13 protein-coding genes, 1 tRNA gene, 1 rRNA gene and 1 pseudogene (1 of these 16 only partly in view) are annotated in these 20525 nt (G+C 36.8%); 2 read left to right on the top strand and 14 right to left on the bottom strand.

Annotated elements, in window-relative coordinates:
• Window positions 1-388 precede the first annotated feature (388 nt).
• The 14 genes and pseudogenes from ACQ5J2_RS16280 to ACQ5J2_RS16215 all read right to left on the bottom strand — a co-directional run bounded on the left by ACQ5J2_RS16280 (window position 389) and on the right by ACQ5J2_RS16215 (window position 17581).
• Entirely contained in the window at window positions 389-2686 is a 2298-nt protein-coding gene (locus ACQ5J2_RS16280) for a multicopper oxidase domain-containing protein (RefSeq protein WP_432671525.1), read from the bottom strand.
• Window positions 2676-3158 carry a DUF305 domain-containing protein gene (locus tag ACQ5J2_RS16275; protein ID WP_432671524.1) on the bottom strand — a complete coding sequence of 161 codons (483 nt, stop codon included), beginning with the start codon at window positions 3156-3158 and terminating at the stop codon, window positions 2676-2678. The genes ACQ5J2_RS16280 and ACQ5J2_RS16275 overlap by 11 nt, the downstream gene beginning before the upstream one ends.
• A 10-nt stretch (window positions 3159-3168) precedes the next feature.
• A complete protein-coding gene (locus ACQ5J2_RS16270; protein WP_432671523.1) occupies window positions 3169-5706 on the bottom strand; it encodes a heavy metal translocating P-type ATPase in 2538 nt (845 codons plus the stop codon).
• 82 nt (window positions 5707-5788) lie between these two features.
• Window positions 5789-6352 (bottom strand): helix-turn-helix domain-containing protein, encoded by a 564-nt coding sequence (locus ACQ5J2_RS16265; RefSeq protein ID WP_432673326.1) that lies wholly within the window; start codon window positions 6350-6352, stop codon window positions 5789-5791.
• Window positions 6349-6807 carry a heme-binding domain-containing protein gene (locus ACQ5J2_RS16260; RefSeq protein WP_432671522.1) on the bottom strand — a complete coding sequence of 153 codons (459 nt, stop codon included), beginning with the start codon at window positions 6805-6807 and terminating at the stop codon, window positions 6349-6351. The genes ACQ5J2_RS16265 and ACQ5J2_RS16260 overlap by 4 nt, the downstream gene beginning before the upstream one ends.
• Window positions 6808-7428 (bottom strand): DUF3347 domain-containing protein, encoded by a 621-nt coding sequence (locus tag ACQ5J2_RS16255; RefSeq protein WP_432671521.1) that lies wholly within the window; start codon window positions 7426-7428, stop codon window positions 6808-6810.
• A 31-nt stretch (window positions 7429-7459) separates the two neighbouring features.
• Entirely contained in the window at window positions 7460-9238 is a 1779-nt protein-coding gene (locus tag ACQ5J2_RS16250; protein ID WP_432671520.1) for an efflux RND transporter periplasmic adaptor subunit, read from the bottom strand.
• Between the two features lie 2 nt (window positions 9239-9240).
• A complete protein-coding gene (locus ACQ5J2_RS16245; RefSeq protein ID WP_432671519.1) occupies window positions 9241-10461 on the bottom strand; it encodes a TolC family protein in 1221 nt (406 codons plus the stop codon).
• Window positions 10454-14278 (bottom strand): efflux RND transporter permease subunit, encoded by a 3825-nt coding sequence (locus ACQ5J2_RS16240; protein ID WP_432671518.1) that lies wholly within the window; start codon window positions 14276-14278, stop codon window positions 10454-10456. Before ACQ5J2_RS16240 ends, ACQ5J2_RS16245 begins: the two co-directional genes overlap by 8 nt.
• A 127-nt stretch (window positions 14279-14405) precedes the next feature.
• Window positions 14406-14741: pseudogene (locus tag ACQ5J2_RS16235) on the bottom strand (heavy-metal-associated domain-containing protein); the annotation flags it as partial.
• 36 nt (window positions 14742-14777) lie between these two features.
• On the bottom strand, window positions 14778-15581 hold the full coding sequence (locus ACQ5J2_RS16230; RefSeq protein WP_432671517.1) for a hypothetical protein: 804 nt from the start codon (window positions 15579-15581) through the stop codon (window positions 14778-14780).
• Window positions 15581-16078: a heavy-metal-associated domain-containing protein gene (locus ACQ5J2_RS16225; RefSeq protein WP_432671516.1), complete on the bottom strand. Its 498-nt coding sequence runs from the start codon at window positions 16076-16078 to the stop codon at window positions 15581-15583. The genes ACQ5J2_RS16230 and ACQ5J2_RS16225 overlap by 1 nt, the downstream gene beginning before the upstream one ends.
• A 99-nt stretch (window positions 16079-16177) precedes the next feature.
• Window positions 16178-17023: a DUF3347 domain-containing protein gene (locus ACQ5J2_RS16220; RefSeq protein WP_432671515.1), complete on the bottom strand. Its 846-nt coding sequence runs from the start codon at window positions 17021-17023 to the stop codon at window positions 16178-16180.
• 189 nt (window positions 17024-17212) lie between these two features.
• Window positions 17213-17581 (bottom strand): hypothetical protein, encoded by a 369-nt coding sequence (locus tag ACQ5J2_RS16215; RefSeq protein WP_432671514.1) that lies wholly within the window; start codon window positions 17579-17581, stop codon window positions 17213-17215.
• A gap of 1341 nt (window positions 17582-18922) precedes the next feature.
• Between ACQ5J2_RS16215 and ACQ5J2_RS16210 the strand changes: the two genes are divergently transcribed.
• Both ACQ5J2_RS16210 and ACQ5J2_RS16205 read left to right on the top strand, forming a co-directional pair.
• Window positions 18923-20438, top strand: a 16S ribosomal RNA gene (locus ACQ5J2_RS16210).
• Between the two features lie 86 nt (window positions 20439-20524).
• Window position 20525 (top strand) — tRNA-Ile (locus tag ACQ5J2_RS16205); it runs 73 nt beyond the window's last position.

Here is a 20525-nt window from a genome sequence, read left to right as displayed (position 1 = left end):
TTTACACAAAAAGCTGCCCAGTCTCTGTCAACGGAACTTTTGCTTATAGCGGTTTATTGATACATTAGGAGTAAAGAATTTGTATAGCGTGTGAAATGTTTCTGAAGAAACCTCAAAAAGAATAAGAAGTTGATGGATTGAAATTATCTCGAAACTTCGGGACCCCTAGTAACGAAAATCCCTTTGTTCCGTTTTTTCGGGACAAAGGGATTGCAGTGTGTATAGTAAAATGGTTGGAGATTGCTTCTTCTGAATGCTTTCGGAATCGCAAGTACAACCCAAGCGATTTCATTCTATTCGCGCAAAGCGTAATTTAAACTTGTTTTTTTAGTCAGGGTAAGCGTTTCGTTTTTTAAACAACATTGTGATGCTTACTAAACTTCATTTATTAATAATTCAAATTCACACCAAAACCAATTCCCATATCGCTGTCATAATGCGTGGTGATACCTACATTTTTTCCAACAATATATTTTAAACCGCCCATATATTCCTTATCCGTATTCACCATGAAAGCCATTCGTAATCTTGGCGAAAGGGGAATGTCTTCTCGTTGCAACTGAAATCGTACATTTCCATCATGGTAGACTTCTGCTTGTGCAATAATTAAAAGAGGTAGTGTGTAGTTGAATCCTAAACTTACTTGGATACGTTTGTCCTTGGTGCTCTTTTGTCCGAATAGGTTCTTTTCTACTTCATTGTGTCCTAGTTTTCTATATCTTGCATCAAGACCAATGAATGGCATAAACCATTGATTTCTACCGATATATCTTCCAATATGCGTTTCTGATTCGTAACCGTGTTGGTCGTTGTAACCCAATCGCCATTCGGTTCCAAATTGCCAACGGGCATTTTGCAACATCGCTTGTCCATCGTTTCCGTTAGTAGCAAAATCATTTTCTGCCATGAAATGCAGTTCGTTACTTTCTGCTTGTAGTTTTTTATAAGCTGCGGCTTTGTTAGGTAAATAGGGGTTAGGTTGCGAATTTTCATAACTAAATACGCGGTTCATACCTGCCATCATGTGGTATAAAATATGACAATGGAAGAACCAATCGCCATCAGCATTAGCTTCAAACTCGATTACATCTGTTTCCATGGGCATGATATCCAGTACGTTTTTTAATGGTGAATAGTCTCCTTTTCCATTAAGGACTCTAAAATCATGGCCGTGTAAGTGCATGGGGTGACGCATCATAGAATTATTGTACAACGTAATACGAACAATTTCTCCTTTTTTGATTAGAATTTTATCCGTTTCAGATAATACTTTATTATCCATGCTCCATACATAACGGTTCATGTTTCCTGTTAATTCAAATCGAATTTCTCGAATAGGAGCATTTACGGGAAGAGTAGTTTTAGTAGGTGATTTTAGCATGCCATAATTTAAGGTAACTAATCCATCTTTTTTTGAATTCATATCCATTTTTGAATGGTCCATACCTTCCATTTTCATAGTATCTTCTTTCATGTCCATTTTTGAATGATCCATATCTTTCATTTTCATGTCTCCCTTTTGTTCCCCTCCTTTGGAGGGGTTAGGGGAGGCCTCCGGATACATCACCGTATTCATATCCATCTTTTGCATGGACATAGCCATGCCCATATCATTCATGGTTCCGTTCATGTTCATCATGTCATTCATCATCTGCATGCCCTCAAAATATTTTAACTTTGGCATTGGACTAATTAATTGTTTGATTCCTTGACCAATATAAATGGATGCTGATTTAGTTCTATCTTCTGGAGTCACTAATAATTCATACGAGGTGTTTTCATCTGGAATTGTAACAATAACATCATAGGTTTCGGAAACGCCAATGATTAATCGGTCCACTTCTACAGGTTCGACATCATTACCGTCATTTCCTACGACCGTCATTTTTCCACCGGCATAGTTTAACCAAAAATAGGAAGATGCTCCTCCATTAGAAATACGTAATCTTACTTTATCGCCTGCTTTAAATTGCGACAGCTGACTTTCATTTTGACCATTAATTAAAAATTTATCATAATAAATATCACTAACATCCATAGCCAACATCCGTTTCCATTCGTTGGTTAATTTCGTTTTGAAATGCCCTGATTTTATGGCTTCAAAATAACTTTGAGTCGTTCCCTTTTTAATGGCGAACCAATCAGAAGCATTATGCAGCAATCGATGTACATTTTTGGGATTATAATTGGTCCATTCGCTTAAAATAATCGGAACTTGTGGTATATCGTCAATACCTTTTCTAAAAGTAGGGTCATCGTTTTTCTTTTTTAGAATAAGTGAGCCGTACATTCCTATTTGTTCTTGCAAACCTGAATGACTGTGGTACCAATGCGTTCCATTTTGAATAATTGGAAAGTTGTATACAAATTCGGTCTCTGGTTCAATAGGCATTTGTGTTAAATGAGGAACACCATCTTCTTTGTTGGGCAGATATAATCCATGCCAGTGTAGTGATGTTGATTCTTTCAAGTGATTGTATACATGAATTTCTGCAATATCACCTTCTGTAAAAGTTAATGTTGGCATAGGAATTTGCCCGTTAACAGCGATAGCTCGTTTCTCTTTTCCAGAAAAATTTACGATGGTGTCTCGAACATGTAAATCATACCGAACCACTTTTTGCGCAAACGCAGTTGCCGCGATAAACAATACTAAAAGTGCGGTTATTAACTTCTTACTTTTCATTTTCTAATCTATTTATCATTACTTTCATTTCTTCTATTTCTTTGCGTTGTGCTTCGATGATGTCATCAGCCAACTTCCGCACTTCGGGGTCTTTAATGTCGGCACGTTCACTTGTTAGTATGGCGATGGAGTGGTGGGGTATCATTCCTTTCAACCACAATACATCACCTACGACAGGACTTTGCGTACGAACTAAACCGAGTGCAGCGAAAAACAAAACTACACTTCCCACTATTATTCCAAGGTTTTTCTGCTTATTCTTATACATTTTTCGCATAAAAAAGAACATGATCAAAGCCATCGCGGAGATTCCAAGACATACCATATAAAATCGCGTCATGCTAAAATACAGATGATCCAGTTCGTAGGTATTGAGATACATGGTAATGTACATAGCTACAAATGAGGTCGCAAGCATTAATACAAAAGTTGTGTAAACGTTACTTTTTGAGTGGTCCATTGAATTTTCCATAATTTTATATTTAAATATTAATGTTTTTTAAACGTAATGAATTAGCAATCACAGACACGGAACTAAAACTCATTGCCAAGGCTGCAATCATCGGTGATAAAAGGATTCCGAAAAAAGGAAACAAAACTCCTGCAGCAATAGGAATTCCTAATATATTATAACCTAATGCGAAAAATAAGTTTTGTTTGATATTCTTCATCACAGCATCGCTTAAGTTTCGTGCTTTTACAATTCCATGCAAATCGCCTTGCACCAAAGTAATCATCGCGCTTTCGATTGCAACATCAGTTCCGGTACCCATCGCGATACCGACATCACTTTTTGCCAGTGCAGGTGCATCATTAATTCCATCTCCTGCCATTGCTACGATTTTTCCACTTTTCTGAAGTTTTTCTACTTCCTGCAATTTATCTTCGGGTAACATTCCGGCTTTAAAATGGACAAGATTAAGTTCTTTAGCGACCGCTTGTGCCGTATCATGATTGTCACCAGTAAGCATGATTACATCAATACCTTTTTCCATTAATTCTTTAATTGCTTTTGCACTGGTCGGTTTTATTTTGTCCCCAATAACCACATATCCAGTAACTTTCCCCTCTACAGATAAGTACGAAACTGTTTTCCCCTGCTTCTGAAAATTCTGGGCTTCTGTTTCCATTTCGGAAGTGATTTCAGCCTTCGCATATTCCATCATCTTGGCATTTCCCAAATCGACTTTTTTGCCGTTGACTTTCCCTTCAACTCCTTTGCCTGTAACTGCACTAAAATTTTCAGCGTTAATAATTTCTATATTTTGCTCTTTTCCATACTTTACAGTAGCATCTGCCAAGGGATGTTCGCTCCTCTTATTCAAAGAAACAATGAATTGTAAAACTTCTTTTTCTGTAAACTGCTCTCCGAAAACTCCTATTTTTTCAACGGTTGGTTTTCCCTCGGTAATAGTTCCTGTTTTATCAATGATTAAAGTGTCCACCTTATCCATTTTTTCTAAAGCTTCTGCATTTTTAATAAGCACCCCATTTTGAGCACCTTTACCAACACCGACCATTACAGACATTGGTGTTGCTAATCCTAGAGCACATGGACAGGCAATAATAAGCACTGCAATCGCATTTACAAAGGCATAAACGTAAACCGGTTGTGGACCAAAGATTGCCCAAACGATGAATGTGATAACAGAAATTAGTACAACAATTGGCACAAAATAACCCGAAACGGTATCGGCTAATTTCTGGATTGGAGCACGACTGCGACTGGCGTTATTCACCATTTCTACAATTTGAGAAAGTAACGTATCTGACCCCACTTTTTCTGCTTTCATTAAAAAGGATTGGTTACCATTGATGGTTCCGCTGCTTACTTTATCACCTATTGATTTGGTTACGGGAATTGGTTCACCGGTAATCATTGATTCATCTACAGAGGTCTCACCTTCTGTAATGGCACCATCCACGGGAATTTTTTCGCCAGGTTTTACACGCAGAATGTCACCAATTACAATCTGTTCAATCGTTACTTCTTCTTCTATGCCGTCTTTAACTCTAATGGCTCGATTTGGTGCGAGTTTTAATAATTCTTTAACTGCGGAATTTGTTTTGCTGTGTGCTCTTGCTTCCAATACCTGTCCTAATAAGACTAAAGTCAAAATCACCGTGGCAGCTTCAAAATAAACATGAACTGCTCCAGTATGCGATTTAAATTGTTCTGGGAAAATATCTGGAAACAACATTCCAAAAACACTGAAAAGAAAAGCGGCTCCAGCGCCAATTCCAATTAATGTAAACATATTGAGATTCCAGGTCTTGATACTTTTATAGGCACGTTCAAAAAACATCCACGTTGCATAAAACACAACTGGAATAGACAAAGCAAACTGGACCCAATTCCAGTATTTTTGCTCCATCAAAGTATACAATGGATTGTTTGGAATCATTTCACTCATAGCCATTAAAAAAATGGGGAAAGTAAAAATTGCGGCAATCCATAATTTCTTCAGTAATTTTTTATAGGTTTTCTCTTCCGCTGAACTATCAGGTTCCATCGGCACCAAATCCATCCCACAAATAGGACATGCTCCAGGTTCATCTCTGATAATTTCGGGGTGCATCGGACAAGTCCATTGTTGTGAATTCCAGCTACTTAATTTTTGTTCTTGTACCAAATCCATTCCGCATACGGGACAATCTCCTGGTTTGTCATATTCTTTATCGCCTTCACAATGCATCGGACAATAATAGGTTCCCGCTTGATGTGGGTGATTAATTTTTTTGTGGGTGTGGTCTTTTGCTTTGGAAGAACAACAACTTGGTGGTTTTATTTCAGTTGAAGTATCAGCACTGGGTAGTGAAATTTGATATTTACTATCTTTTCCTCCTAATGCATTTTGTAAAACCGAAAGTTCTACGTGTTTAGACATCGTTACTATTGCTTGTTTATCGTCTTTGGAAACGTATACTTCCGTTATATTTTCAGTTTTGGATAAATCTGCTTTTACCTTTGCTTCGCATCCAGAACAAGTCATTCCGGTAACAGTATAAGTATGTTTCATGATTTTAAAATTTTGTTCAGTACAAATTTCGACAACTTATACCCAAATAGCTTGTATAATTATGGTTATGATTTGTACAATTCTATAATTGGTCCAGTTCAATTCGTCTTATTCCTTTATTATTTTTGAAATAGGTTGGAGAAAAACCTGTTATTTTCTTAAACTGATGGCTAAGGTGAGAAACGCTGCTGTAGTTTAAGTGATTTGCAATTTCACTAAGTGATAGTTCATCATACACGATTAATTCTTTTACTTTTTCAATTTTTAAATGGATAAAATATTTTTCAATACTGATTCCTTCAATTTGAGAAAATAAATTGCTTAGTTTACTGTAGTCTTGATGTGCTTTTTCCTGGAGGTATTCTGAAAGGGTAGTGGATATGTCGTTGTGCTTATTTTGAATCAAATCAATAAGAATGCTTTTAATTTTCTCTATCGTTTTACTGTTAGCATCATTTAAGACTTCAAAGCCAAAGCCTTCAAGTCGATTGGTGAGTACTTCTTTTTCTGCTGTAGTTATGGTGTTTCTGAAAATTATTTCACCCATCTCTACGGCAATATAAGCAAGTCCAAGTGTTTCTAACTCTGAAGTAACAGCAAGGATACAGCGATGGCACACCATATTTTTAATGTATAAGTTCATCATTTTGTATTTGTTGTTAGGGTCGAGTTTATCCATTCTATAACTTCCACTTTTTGTTTGGTAGTAAGCTTTGCATCTTTATGGATTAATGCATATGATGTAAGAGGCATTTTATCGTCTTCAATTTGGCTTACAATTGATTTTAATTTACTTCTTTTTCTTCGGTCAGAATAGTTTTCCCATTCACTAAAATTTAGTTCTGCTTTTCCTTCCTCGATATGATTTTCTAAAAACCAAGCAACAGGTTGTATTTTATTATACCACGGATAATACGTGTTGTTGCTATGACAGTCGTAACAAGACGTTTTTAGGATATTCGAAACATTTTCAGGGACAATATTAACCACCATAAAATCAGTATGAGGTACAGCAATACTTTGGTTGCGTTTTGTGGGAATAAACTGAATTCCCACAAACACAACCGCTAAAATCAGTAAGATGATTTTAAAATTTTTCATTTAGTTAATTTGCTTTTTAACACTTCCACAGGTTAGCATTTTTGAACCGAAATAGGGATTTTTAATCTCTTTTACTTCGCTCAACCAGAGTGCACCTTTATTGTTGTTTGCCATAGGGCAAAAATCTTGGTAGATTACTTTGTCTGTTCCAAGAAGTGCTACTAAATCCGTGATGTCGGTGTTTAATGCTTCAAAATGTTCTCTTTGATGGTCGATATCACTTTTTAAAATGTGTTCGGCATGCTCTTTCGCACTTTCTTGAATTTCCATATATTCTTTATGCGCGTTTTCTGGTACCATTGACATATCAAACTTTGAAATTGCAGCTAAAAAGGCAGTGCCACCTTTGGCGGTATGCTCTTTACTGTCTGCTACTAATCCATTTTTAATTTCAAAATAAGCATCTATTATCGCTGCGGTTTCTGCATTTTTTGTACTGCTCTGTTTTATTTCTCTTTGAGTAGACTCCGTACCTGAAGAATGGTCGTGCCCCTCGTGCGATTCATTTGGCATCGTGTTTTCCATGGTCTCTTGGTTTTCATCTTCTTGTTTTGCGTTTTCTTTACAAGAAATTGTTGTACTGATTAACGCTACTGCTAAAATTCCGATTACTTTTTTCATGATATATAAAATTTATTGAATATTAATCTATTTACTTAATTGTTTCTTTTACCTCTCCACATTTCAGCATCGATGCACCAAAATAGGGGTTTACTACCTTGTTTTCTTTGCTCAACCAATTGGCACCCTTATCGCTATTTGCCATAGGGCAAAATTGAACGTAAGCGCTTTCGTTTAATGGATGAAAAGCTTTTGTCATTGCTATCATTACATTAGATATAGGTTCAAAAGACATTCTTATTTCTTGAATGTTCTTTATATGTGTAGCATGAAGCGTCTGCTTCTTCAGCTCGGTTTGATAACTCATCCATACAATATGAGATTCGCCTTTAAAAACACTCATGTTAATTTTATTAAAAGATTTTTCAAATTCCAACAAGGCTTTTTTAGCCGAATTAAAATCGTCTTTTGTTAAGGCATCTTTATAGTCAAAATAATTTTTATATAATGGTTGTAAATCTTTTTTAGCTTCCGAACTAATAGTAGTTTTATCTGCTTTTAATATTACTTTTTTATCATCACTCATGGACATTGTTGATTCCTCTCCATGATTGTGACCCGTATTTGCTTTTCCACCTTCCAAATTCATCATACTCGGTTTACCGGCTAATTGTGCAGCGGCATCTACATTGAAGGTACCATTAGCCACTATTTCTTCACCAATTTCTAAACCTTGTTCTATGATGTATTCATTTCTTAACAAGGGTCCTAGAGTGACTTCTCTTAATTTGAAAGAAATGCCTTTTTCAGATTCGTTTTTTATGTAAACGATAGAGCGCTTTCCAGTCCACATTACCGCAGTCTTAGGGACACTTATTGTTGACTCTTTACGGTCTATTTTGGTTTTTACCGTTCCCGACACAAACATTTCAGGCTTGAATTTTAATCCTTTATTTGCAACTTCAACTCGTGCTTTTGCGATTCTTGTTACTGCGTTTATAAATGGGTCAATAAAAGCAATAGTGCCAGAAAAGTTTTCACCCGGGAAAGAAGCAATGGTATAATTTACTTTATCCCCTTTTTTAATCCAAGTCAAATCAGATTCATATATTTCAAAAAGCACCCAAACGTTGGATAAATCGGCAACTTCATATAAAGTTTGTCCCTTTTGCAGATAATCACCTAGCTCCACATTTTTCTTAATCACATAGCCTGAAACATCAGCATAAATGGGAAACCTGTCTTGCGTTTTTCCTGTTGAAATGATTTTGTTTATCGTTGCATCGGATACTTTCCAATTTCTTAATTTCGTTTTTACGGACTCGAGTAATTGAGGCTGAATGTCTTTGACACTATAAGCCTCAATAAGTTCTTGTTGTGAACTCGCTAATTCAGGTGAATAAACATACGCCACGACTTGTCCTTTTTTAACATATTCGCCAACGAAAGTAACTTGAATTTTTTCAATACGTCCAGGAATATGGGACGATTGGCTGTACACGGTTTTCTCATTTACTTCAATTTTACCATTTAAAGAAATGTCCTTGACTCCATCTGAATTTCCAACTTTATAAGTAGAAATTCCGGCGATAATCATTGCTGATTCTGACATACTTATGGCATCAGGGTCAGCGGCATCATTGTCAGACGCTAATGGAATTAAATCCATACCACAAATAGGACAATCACCAGGTTCTGGCTGCCTAATTTGTGGATGCATAGAACAAGTCCACACTTCTACTTTTGAAGCTACTTCCGTTTGTTGAACTTCTTCTTTAGTATTTCCTCCTCCAAAGAGTAAAGCTCCAAGTAAAACGCCTATAAGTAAGGTGATTAATGCTACTATTTTTGTTTTTTTATCTATGTTCATGATTAAAATTGTTTTGCTGTTAAATAATCTAATTCAGCTAATTTTAGGTAAAATGTGCTTATGCTGGAAAGTTGCAATTTTTGGTACTTTAAAAGTTCTTGTTGCATTCGCAATACCTCTTCAAAATCTTTGTTTGCATTGCTGTAATAGGAGAACAGGAGATTTAAACTTTTAGAAAGTGTGGTAACTTGACCTTCATATAGTTTTAATAAATCACGTTCTCTTTCTAATTCAAAAGAAAGTTTATAGTACGTTCCGTTCAATTTATTTTCAAAGGCTTCTTTTTGCAACGAATAACTTTCTTGCATCAATTTCGCTTCGTTTGCTGCCGCAGTGTATTTTTTTCTAAAAATGGGCAAGCTAAAAGTGACCATCGGCATAATTACATCTTTACCAGAATCAGGTAAATTATTCATCCCTTTTCCAACTACTACATAATCCAGTCCCAAACCTAATTTAGGCAATCCTTGTTTTCTAGCAACTTCAATCGCGGCTTCCGAAGCTTGTTTTTTAAGTTCTAATTCTTGCAACAATGGATTTGTACCAATAGAATCTTTTCGGTATTGAAACGGCAACTCCATTACTTCCATTTCTTGAGCCACCACTATTTTTTTATCGTACTTTCGATTTAAAATACTGTTGAGCCAAGAGGTGAGTGCTGGTTCTTTTTTATTTAAAATTTCTAGATTTGTTTCCGCATCCTTTATCATAATATCTACACGTAAAACATCGACCAAGTTTCCTTTTCCGTTTTCAAATTTTGCATTGGCAATATTCTTATACGATTCTAAAATTTTGATATTATCTTGTTCGATATTTTTAAGTTTGCCCAATTCATATAAAGGATAATAAACCGTTGCCACTTGATAGAATAATTGATTCTTGGTATTTAAAAAAGCTTGGTACTTACTTTCTGCCATTAAAGTTGCCGCATTTTTTTGTGCTTTTAAGGTTCCGAACCATGGAAACATTTGCGATAAGGAGAATCGCAAGTTTTGAGGTCCAAGTCTCGTCTCAACTGGAGAAATAAAATAGCCCATTGAGAGGTTTGGGTCGGGCAAAGAGCTCACTTGTGGTATTTTTTGCATCGAAGCTTCAAACTCTTTATACTTTGCTTTTAACTCTGGATTGTTTTCAGCCGCAATTACAAAATAATCGTTTATCGATTGCCCTTTTGCATTGAAAGCAAAAAACAAAATGAATATAATTAGTAGTTTACGCATTTCTTTTTTCTTTATTTTTAATAACTGTTTCTCTCCAAAAAGACTGTAGCACGGGCACTACAAACATGGTCATGATTTGAATGGTCATTCCACCAAAAGTGGGTATTGCCATTGGTATCATAATATCAGAACCTTTGCCCGTTGAGGTTAATACAGGAAGTAGAGCAATAATTGCTACTGCGGCAGTCATCATGGCAGGTCTTACTCGTTTTTTACCCGCTTCAACTAGCGCTTCTCTGACTTCTGTAACCGTCTGTGGATTTCTCTCTTCAAAGACTTGATGAATGTACGTTCCCATAATTACACCATCATCTGTTGCAATTCCGAATAAGGCAATAAATCCTACCCAAACTGCGACACTTAAATTGATGGTCTGTATTTGGAATAAATCGCGCATATTTACGTCGGCAACGGCAAAATTCATAAACCAAGGCTGACTGTACAACCAAAGCATAATGAAACCACCTGCAAACGCGACAAATACTCCTGAGAAATGTATCGAGGATGCGATAATAGTTTTAAACTGGAAGTAGAGCAATAAGAAAATCACTACTAAACAAATAGGAATTACAATAGAAAGTCGTTTCATTGCTCGAATTTGATTTTCGTAACTTCCCGAAAACTTGTAGTTAATTCCCTGTGGAACTACTAATTCGCCCGAATCAATTTTAGCTTGTATTGCTTTTTGCGCATCATTCACGACATCGACTTCAGCATAAGTGTTATTTTTATCAAATAAAACAAAACCCACTAGAAAGGTATCTTCACTCTTAATCGCTTGTGGTCCTTTTTTATATTCAAATTGCACCAATTGACCTAATGGAATTTGTGCACCAGTAGGAGTCGCCACTAAAATTTTAGCTAGTGCTTCTGGGCTGTCTCTTAATTCTCTGGGATACCGTACACGAATGCCATAACGTTCTCTTCCTTCTACAGTTGATGCTATTTTCATTCCACCAATAGCGGTTTCTATGGTTTGTTGAATATCTTCTACATTTAAACCAAAACGAGCAATTTTTTCTCGGTCGATGTTTAAGTGTAAATAGGGTTTTCCAACAATTCTATCAGCAAAGACCGCTTCTTTTTTAACAGAAGGCACTTCTTTAAGTATTGCTTCAAGCTCTAATCCAAATTCTTCAATAGTTTTTAAATCGGGACCAAAAACTTTAATACCCATAGGAGCTCGCATTCCTGTTTGAAGCATTACTAAACGCGTTTCAATAGGTTGCAATTTTGGAGCAGACGTCACTCCTGGTATTTTTGAAGCTTTTACAATTTCATTCCAAATATCATCGGGTGATTTAATGATGTCACGCCAATTTCTATAAAAAGAACCATCATCATCTGGAATAAGATTCTTAATAGAAATGGCTTGTTTTAAAGCTTGTTCATGTGTTAAACTATCTCCGGATTTGGTAATAAAACGATTTTTATTGTCTGTTTTGAATCGCATGCGGTGTCCATCGGCATCCAAAATAAATTCGGGTTTGTAATTGATAATATTCTCATACATAGAAATAGGTGCAGGGTCTAAAGCACTTTCCACGCGTCCTAATTTTCCAACCGCCATATCCACTTCAGGAATATGATTTAAAATCATGTCGAGTTGACCAATAACTTTTCTATTTTGTTCTACACCAGAATGAGGCATTGAAGTGGGCATTAATAAATAACTTCCCTCATTCAGCGTTGGCATAAATTCAGAACCTATTCCTGGAAAAGTGTGAGAGGGAACGGACCAAGCTTTAGAATCTCTAATATTATACCCTAATTTATCAAAACCTTTTGCCACAAAACCAAAAGTACTGTCAAAACCTATCCATACTAAAAGTCCAAATAGTAAGGTTACAATTGGTAAAAGCATAAATTTACCTTTGTTTTCTAAACACCAGCGAAGCACTCTTTCATAAGAACTCACAATCGCTAAAAGTGCTGACAGTATTATTCCTAAAAGAACGATTACAAATATATAATTACCCAGTAAACTTATTTGTGGACCTAATGGCATCCATTCTTCCGATAGGAAAAAAGAGACAATAAATAAGACCATTACTAAATTAAAATGTTTGGTATAGGTTTGGAATTTTTCAGAAATTTTATGATTGAAAATATCATAGAAACCCATTAAAATTAATGCTAATGGAAGCCAAATTTTGAAATAAATACTTAATAGAATTCCACCAGAAATAAACACATAACCCCAAAAACGTTTTACTCTTTTTTTATCAAAATCGATTCCAAAAATATAGTTTGCTAAGGAAGGCAGAACGACTAAACCTAATACAAAAGCACCCAACAAAGCGAAAGTTTTAGTAAAAGCTAAAGGTCTAAACAATTTACCTTCGGCAGACTCCATTGCAAAAACGGGAATAAAACTCACCACTGTTGTAGCTAAAGCAGTGGAAATAGCGGAAACGACTTCAGTGGTAGCTTCATAAATCACGTGCATTAATTTTGCTCCTTTTGCACCGTGATTCTCTGGCATTTCTAGATGCCGAATAATGTTTTCGACAAAAATAATTCCAACATCCACCATGACTCCAATAGCAATAGCAATTCCTGATAGAGCTACTACATTCGCATCTACACCCGCATATCGCATAACTATAAAAGTCAACAATACTCCAACAGGCAGTAAACTCGAGATAATTAAAGAAGCTCGTAAATTTAAAACCAAAAGCAAAACAACAATGATACTAATTAAAACTTCATGAGAAAGAGCAGTTTCTAAAGTACCTATTGTCTCGTGAATTAAATCCGTACGGTCGTAAAAGGGAATAATTGTTAATTGGCTTACGACACCATTTGCCAATGTTTTTTTAGGCAATCCGGATGCAATTTCATTAATTTTAGTTTTGACTCCATTGATTACTTCTAATGGATTGGAGCCATAACGAGCAATTACAACACCACCTACTGCTTCAGCGCCTCCTTTATCTAAAATACCTCTTCTGGTTTCGGGACCTAATGCAACTACACCAATGTCTTTTATACGAATGGGTACATTGTCTTTCACAGCCACGACTGCGAGTTCAATGTCTTCTACCTTTTTTACATAACCAAGACCTCTAACTAAATATTCGGCTTGGTTGATTTCAATTGTTTTTGCGCCAACATCTTTATTAGATTTTTGCACGGCAGTCATTACCTGCATCAAACTTATATTGTAAGCTTTCAATGCATCTGGATTCACATCTACTTGATATTCTTTAACGAAACCACCAATTGAGGCAACTTCAGAAACACCTTTCACAGCATTTAGACCGTACTTTATATAGAAATCTTGAGCGGTTCTAATTTCTTGCAAATCCCAACCACCGGTCGGGTTGCCGTCTTTATCTCTACCTTCAATAGTGTACCAATACACTTGGCCTAAAGCGGTTGCATCAGGACCTAACGACGGTTTTACATTTTCAGGTAAAAGACTATTAGGCAATGAATTTAGTTTTTCAAGAATTCTAGAGCGTGACCAATAAAATTCAATGTCATCGTCAAATATGATGTAGATACTAGAGAAACCAAAAATGGAATTACTTCGAACCGACTTTACACCTGGGATTCCAAGTAAATAGGTGGTTAATGGATAAGATATTTGGTCTTCAATGTCTTGAGGTGACCTACCTTGCCACTGTGTAAAAACAATTTGTTGGTTCTCACCAATATCAGGGATAGCGTCTACTGCAACGGAATCTGATGGAATAAAAGGTATTTTCCAATTAAAAGGAGACGTGGCAATACCCCAAACAATTATAACTATAAATATAAGTCCAGTTACTAATTTGTTTTCTAGGAAATATTTTATTATTTTATTTAACATTTGAATGCGACATTATAACCCCTGAAAAACGTGTTGGTTCAATACCAACTGTTTTTCAAATCATCCTCCAACCATTTTTGTGAATTGGAAGAATAGGTTCATTATTACTTAGTAAAGCATTTTATTCTCTATCATACTGACAACAGCCGTGAAGGTTGTCGTAATCGTCAGTTTTTGCTTTGAAAAGTGCGGAGTCGTATCCGGCTTTAGCGATGCGTTTCAGTATTTCCTCTTTGTTGGTCTTCGTTTCGTCGTAAGTTAAGGTGGCCACTTTCGTTTCTTTATTCCAATCTACTTTTGCAAAGTCTGCCTCGTTTCCTGCTTTTTCTATTGTTTTTTTGCACATTCCACAGTTTCCAAAGATTTTCACTTCTTCTGTTTTTGCATTTTTAATTTGTGCATTCATTGCAGTGGATAGCAATACTACAACTGCTACCATTATTTTTAAAATTGATTTTTTCATTTTATATGTTTTTTTGTTATATGCTTGATTCGATGGTTATATATTAAAAAAAGTATAATATAAATTAAAGTAAAAACCATTAGGTGCTGATCGCGTCATCGAACTCATGAGTTGATGCCGGTAGCCCAAATCCAATCGCCCTTGACTGTTAAATATAAACTGAACTACAGGAACAGCATCGATATAGGACTTGCCATTTTCATTAATCGTTTGTCCCACAAATTCGAGCATCAAGTTAATATTGGTTTGCTTAAAACTTGTGTATTTTTTCGGATAAACCAATTTGCCAAAGGACAACGTATAATTAGTCGCATTATCGCCCAAACCTTCTGGAAACGGATTATTGGACGTGTTGTCAAACGCTTTTTCAAAACTAACCGTCGAACTGATGGCCAATTTCTTAAGCAAGGTGGTTGCTACAATCCCCGTTTCAAAACCAGTATTATGACCCATAATTTCAATTTGCTCTTGATGAATAGCAGCATTATTAAAACTATAACGTCCAAAAGCCGCCATACGAAAATGACTGTTCAAGTCGTCTGAAGAGTAAAAGCGGTACTTGGTGTAAAAACTTCCGCCTTCAGTAACTAAAGCAGAATTTCGATTGCTGATAAAAGCAGTGGCTCTAAACATTAGATTCCGGTTGAGTCCATAACTCACTTCAGGCATCAAATGATAGTTATAACCCGATTTATATTCCTCTTTAAACAGCGACTGCAATACATTCACCCCTAAAGAATTTGCAGGAACATTACTAGCAGGGTCGGTGACCAAAAACAATTCCTGGCCAATCCCTTTTTGAAAAATGAAAATGCTCAGAAGTACTATAAAACGCTTCATTAGTTGACAATTTTAATATGAAAATCATCCTCATTACTAGTGTTAAACGTTACGATGTTTTTTAACGATTTAGACAGTTTCTTAAATTCCTTGTCCGTCACATAGCCTTTATCCAAAACTTGAATTTGAACTTCTTTTTGATTATTTGAAGCGCCTTTTAGAAGGATGTAGGGGCTTTTTTGAACTGTTTTAGCATCCACGGTCAAAACAAGCGAACCAATAAAAAAGCCCGCTTTTTCAACACTTGCTTTGAAAGCAGATGGAGTTAACGTACTGCCATTTTTTAGTGTAACGGTAAAAGTATTCGTATTCAAATCAGTTGCTACATTGGCAGCATCAGGAAGCGATTGCAACTGTTTGAAAATAGCATTGGAACACATCGAACAGGTCAATCCAGTAGCAATGATTTCAGCTTTTGAAATTTGTGCAGTACTAATGCTAGATAATAAGGTGAAAAAGGCAACGATTAGAAACGATTTGTTATATAATGTTTTCATTTGATTTCTTAAATTTATTGTTTTTTTAATTTTAAAGAAGCCTTTGAATATCCAACACTCTTTGATAAGGTTGGATATTTCCAAAAGTCTTATACCCTTTTATTTTAGCGTTTCCACCGTTTTTCCACAACTTAACATCATCGAACCGTAGTAAGGATTTTTAACGGTGCTGTCTTTACTCAACCAGTTGGCACCTTTACCATCATTGGCCATTGGGCAACGTTGATAGAATACAGGAGTATCTTGTGGAGAGACTTTCATTAGTTTGTACATATTCTCAGAAAGCGAGTCAAAATCACCGCGCTGTTTTTTAGTGTCCTTAGTTGCTGAAATAGATTGAGCCTCTTTTTTTAAGTCAGCTAAGACCTTCATCCAAACCATATGAACGTTCATTTCTAAAGCGTCCATTTTCACGATGTTAATGGCTGAAAGTAATGCCGCTGCTTTTGTAGATGCTAAGCCACCATCAGTTTGAACCAACGCATCTTTCAATTCAAAATAGTGATTGTATACCAGCTGCAACGGAGCAATTTGCTGCACAAACGATTCTGCTTTAATTTCAGAGGTATGCACCATTGTCATTTCCTTCTTTGCACCTAGAGCAATTCTTTCATATTGGCAACAGCCGTGTAAGTTTGCATAGGTATCGTCTGGGGCTAAAAAAGCATCAGAATCATAACCGGCTAAAGCTATTCGTTTAAGGATTTCATCTTGGGTCGTTTTTTTTGAATCATAGGTAAGTGTCGCCATTTTGGTGTCTTTGTTCCAATCTACGGTAGCAACCTTTTTCAAGGTTCCTGCCTTTTCAATGGTTTTTTCACACATACCACAGTTTCCATAAATCTTTACAGTTGCCGTTTTTTCATTTTTTAATTGTGCAGTACTTACTGCAAAGGACAGCAACAAAGCAATTGTTGCCATTATAGTGGTTATTGAGTTTTTCATTTGTAGAATTTTATATCCAGAAGAAAGATTCCTCCAGAATAATATTTTTAGAATAATATTTTTTTGATTAAAACAACGAATTGAATTAAGGAACCCATGTAAAAATAGAGGGTAGGTCTCCGATAAGTTGTCAAAAAGGGAAAGCGATGACTACAAAGTGGATACAAGTGTAGCTGTCACTAAATAAAATTAGCCTATTTTAGGAATAAGCCATAAGGATGAAAACCCGGACGAAATAAAGGTTTTTGAATCATAAAAAGACGGTCTCTCATTTGAAAAGTCAAACGAATTGGTGCTAAATATTGACTCATCGAAAATCGCAAAAATAGAGCTTACAGATGCGGAGGTACAATTGGAGTGGCCACATTTACCTTCACAACCTTTGTGTTCCTTTTTAGAAGGACTCTCTTCGCAACACTTTTTCTTTTCAGATTTAGCAGACATCTCTTTTTTACAACACGCTTTTTTAGCCGAAATTCCACATGCAAACGACATACTTGGCACCAAGAAAGCGCCGAGTAGGAGTAGTGTGATATAAGTGTGTAACTTTTTCTGCATATAACAAAGGTAGTAAAAATTTTTAATTCTATTTTTGCTTTAACTTTTTGTGTGGTTTTAGCTATATATAATCTACTCCCTAACATACAAATTTACAACTCGAGAAAATTCTAATATGAAAATCCCTCAATCTTTCAATCTAATATATTGACATCAATCTGTCACCTTGACGCCGGAACGGTTACATCAGTAATTAAAACTGCAGGATTTATAGATAAAGTACAAAAGGATTCCTGAAGATTTAAAAGGAGCAGACCACATAGAATTCTTACTTTAAATCCACCAATGGCTCACCGTTTCAGTATAAATTCCCATTTTTAGTGGGTTTACTCAAGATTTTCTACTGCTTAACTCCATATTTACTCCATGCGTACAGTAGCTTTGCTTTAGGGATGTGCCGTATGAGTGCCGTATATGTGCCGTATATGTGCCGTATGATAACCGTATATAAGGATAATATAAAAGGAGTTTAAACAGGTGATACCCCAAAAGAAACAAGCATTTGCAATTACCCAAGATTGAATCACAACCAAATTAAGCTTATTCCTATAAATGCCCCCGATAGTCCTGGAAACAATACAAACCAAAGATAAGAAAAATAATTAGAACACCAACAAGAGCCATACCTATATATAGGAGAAGCATTAAATCAAACAAATACTCCCAAACACACAGCAATTACTAGGAGAAACAAAAAAAAGTCATTCTCAAACCCCACACTTTTAACCAATTAAAAAATACTTTACAATTACTTTACAAAGACGCTTGTATAAGAGAAAAGAAGTGTTACTTTTGCACCCGCAATAAGGCGCAAGTTCATACAAATACTGACATTCCCCCTCAAGAAAAGGATTAGAAATAATCTAAAAATAAATTTGCGAGATGAGAAAAGAAGTATTAGTTTTGCACCCGCTAACAAGGCAAAGTTCATCAGACATTTTGAGGTTAAGAATTGGAGAGAATAAGCTTAAAAATATTTTCAAAAAGGCTTGCCAGAAATAAAAGAAGGATTTACCTTTGCACCCCGCAAGAGAGGATGTTCATTGAGAGATTGAGTAAGTAATAGAGAAGAAAAAGGGAAGCGAAAGTTTTCAAAAAAACTTCAAAAAAAGCTTGCCAGATTAAAAATAAGATGTACTTTTGCACCCGCTTCGAGAAACACGCTAAGTGAAAAACGAAACGAAAACAAGAATGACACGTTCATAGACATATTGAATTGACAGCCGTTTTGAGAAGAGATTCTCAGAACAAAGAAAAAAAGAGTAAGGTAAATCGTTAAGATTTACGAGTTAGAAATTCGTCAACAATTAGAGGCTTGATTTATTAAGTCTCACACAATATACGATGAAGAGTTTGATCCTGGCTCAGGATGAACGCTAGCGGCAGGCTTAACACATGCAAGTCGAGGGGTATAGAGAGCTTGCTCTCTAGAGACCGGCGCACGGGTGCGTAACGCGTATGCAATCTACCTTTCACAGAGGGATAGCCCAGAGAAATTTGGATTAATACCTCATAGTATATCGAGTTGGCATCAACATGATATTAAAGTCACAACGGTGAAAGATGAGCATGCGTCCCATTAGCTAGTTGGTAAGGTAACGGCTTACCAAGGCAACGATGGGTAGGGGTCCTGAGAGGGAGATCCCCCACACTGGTACTGAGACACGGACCAGACTCCTACGGGAGGCAGCAGTGAGGAATATTGGTCAATGGAGGCAACTCTGAACCAGCCATGCCGCGTGCAGGATGACGGTCCTATGGATTGTAAACTGCTTTTGTACAGGAAGAAACCCTACTTCGTGAAGTAGATTGACGGTACTGTAAGAATAAGGATCGGCTAACTCCGTGCCAGCAGCCGCGGTAATACGGAGGATCCAAGCGTTATCCGGAATCATTGGGTTTAAAGGGTCCGTAGGCGGCCTAGCAAGTCAGTGGTGAAATCTCCCCGCTCAACGGGGAAACGGCCATTGATACTACTAGGCTTGAATTATTAGGAAGTAACTAGAATATGTAGTGTAGCGGTGAAATGCTTAGATATTACATGGAATACCAATTGCGAAGGCAGGTTACTACTAATTGATTGACGCTGATGGACGAAAGCGTGGGGAGCGAACAGGATTAGATACCCTGGTAGTCCACGCCGTAAACGATGGATACTAGCTGTTGGGCGCAAGTTCAGTGGCTAAGCGAAAGTGATAAGTATCCCACCTGGGGAGTACGAACGCAAGTTTGAAACTCAAAGGAATTGACGGGGGCCCGCACAAGCGGTGGAGCATGTGGTTTAATTCGATGATACGCGAGGAACCTTACCAAGGCTTAAATGTAGATTGACCGGTTTGGAAACAGACTTTTCGCAAGACAATTTACAAGGTGCTGCATGGTTGTCGTCAGCTCGTGCCGTGAGGTGTCAGGTTAAGTCCTATAACGAGCGCAACCCCTGTTGTTAGTTGCCAGCGAGTCATGTCGGGAACTCTAACAAGACTGCCAGTGCAAACTGTGAGGAAGGTGGGGATGACGTCAAATCATCACGGCCCTTACGCCTTGGGCTACACACGTGCTACAATGGACGGTACAGAGAGCAGCCACTGGGTGACCAGGAGCGAATCTACAAAACCGTTCTCAGTTCGGATCGGAGTCTGCAACTCGACTCCGTGAAGCTGGAATCGCTAGTAATCGGATATCAGCCATGATCCGGTGAATACGTTCCCGGGCCTTGTACACACCGCCCGTCAAGCCATGGAAGCTGGGGGTGCCTGAAGTCGGTGACCGCAAGGAGCTGCCTAGGGTAAAACTGGTAACTAGGGCTAAGTCGTAACAAGGTAGCCGTACCGGAAGGTGCGGCTGGAACACCTCCTTTCTAGAGAAAGACGCAATAATAACGAAGTAAGTTAGACTTACTTTACTCTTTTCGCTGTTGATTTAAAAAAAAAAGTAATAAAACAGA

This window comes from Flavobacterium sp. SM2513, from assembly GCF_050908145.1.
GTDB lineage: Bacteria > Bacteroidota > Bacteroidia > Flavobacteriales > Flavobacteriaceae > Flavobacterium.
Note: the sequence above shows the minus strand (reverse complement) of the source record. Positions and strands in the feature narration are given on the sequence as shown.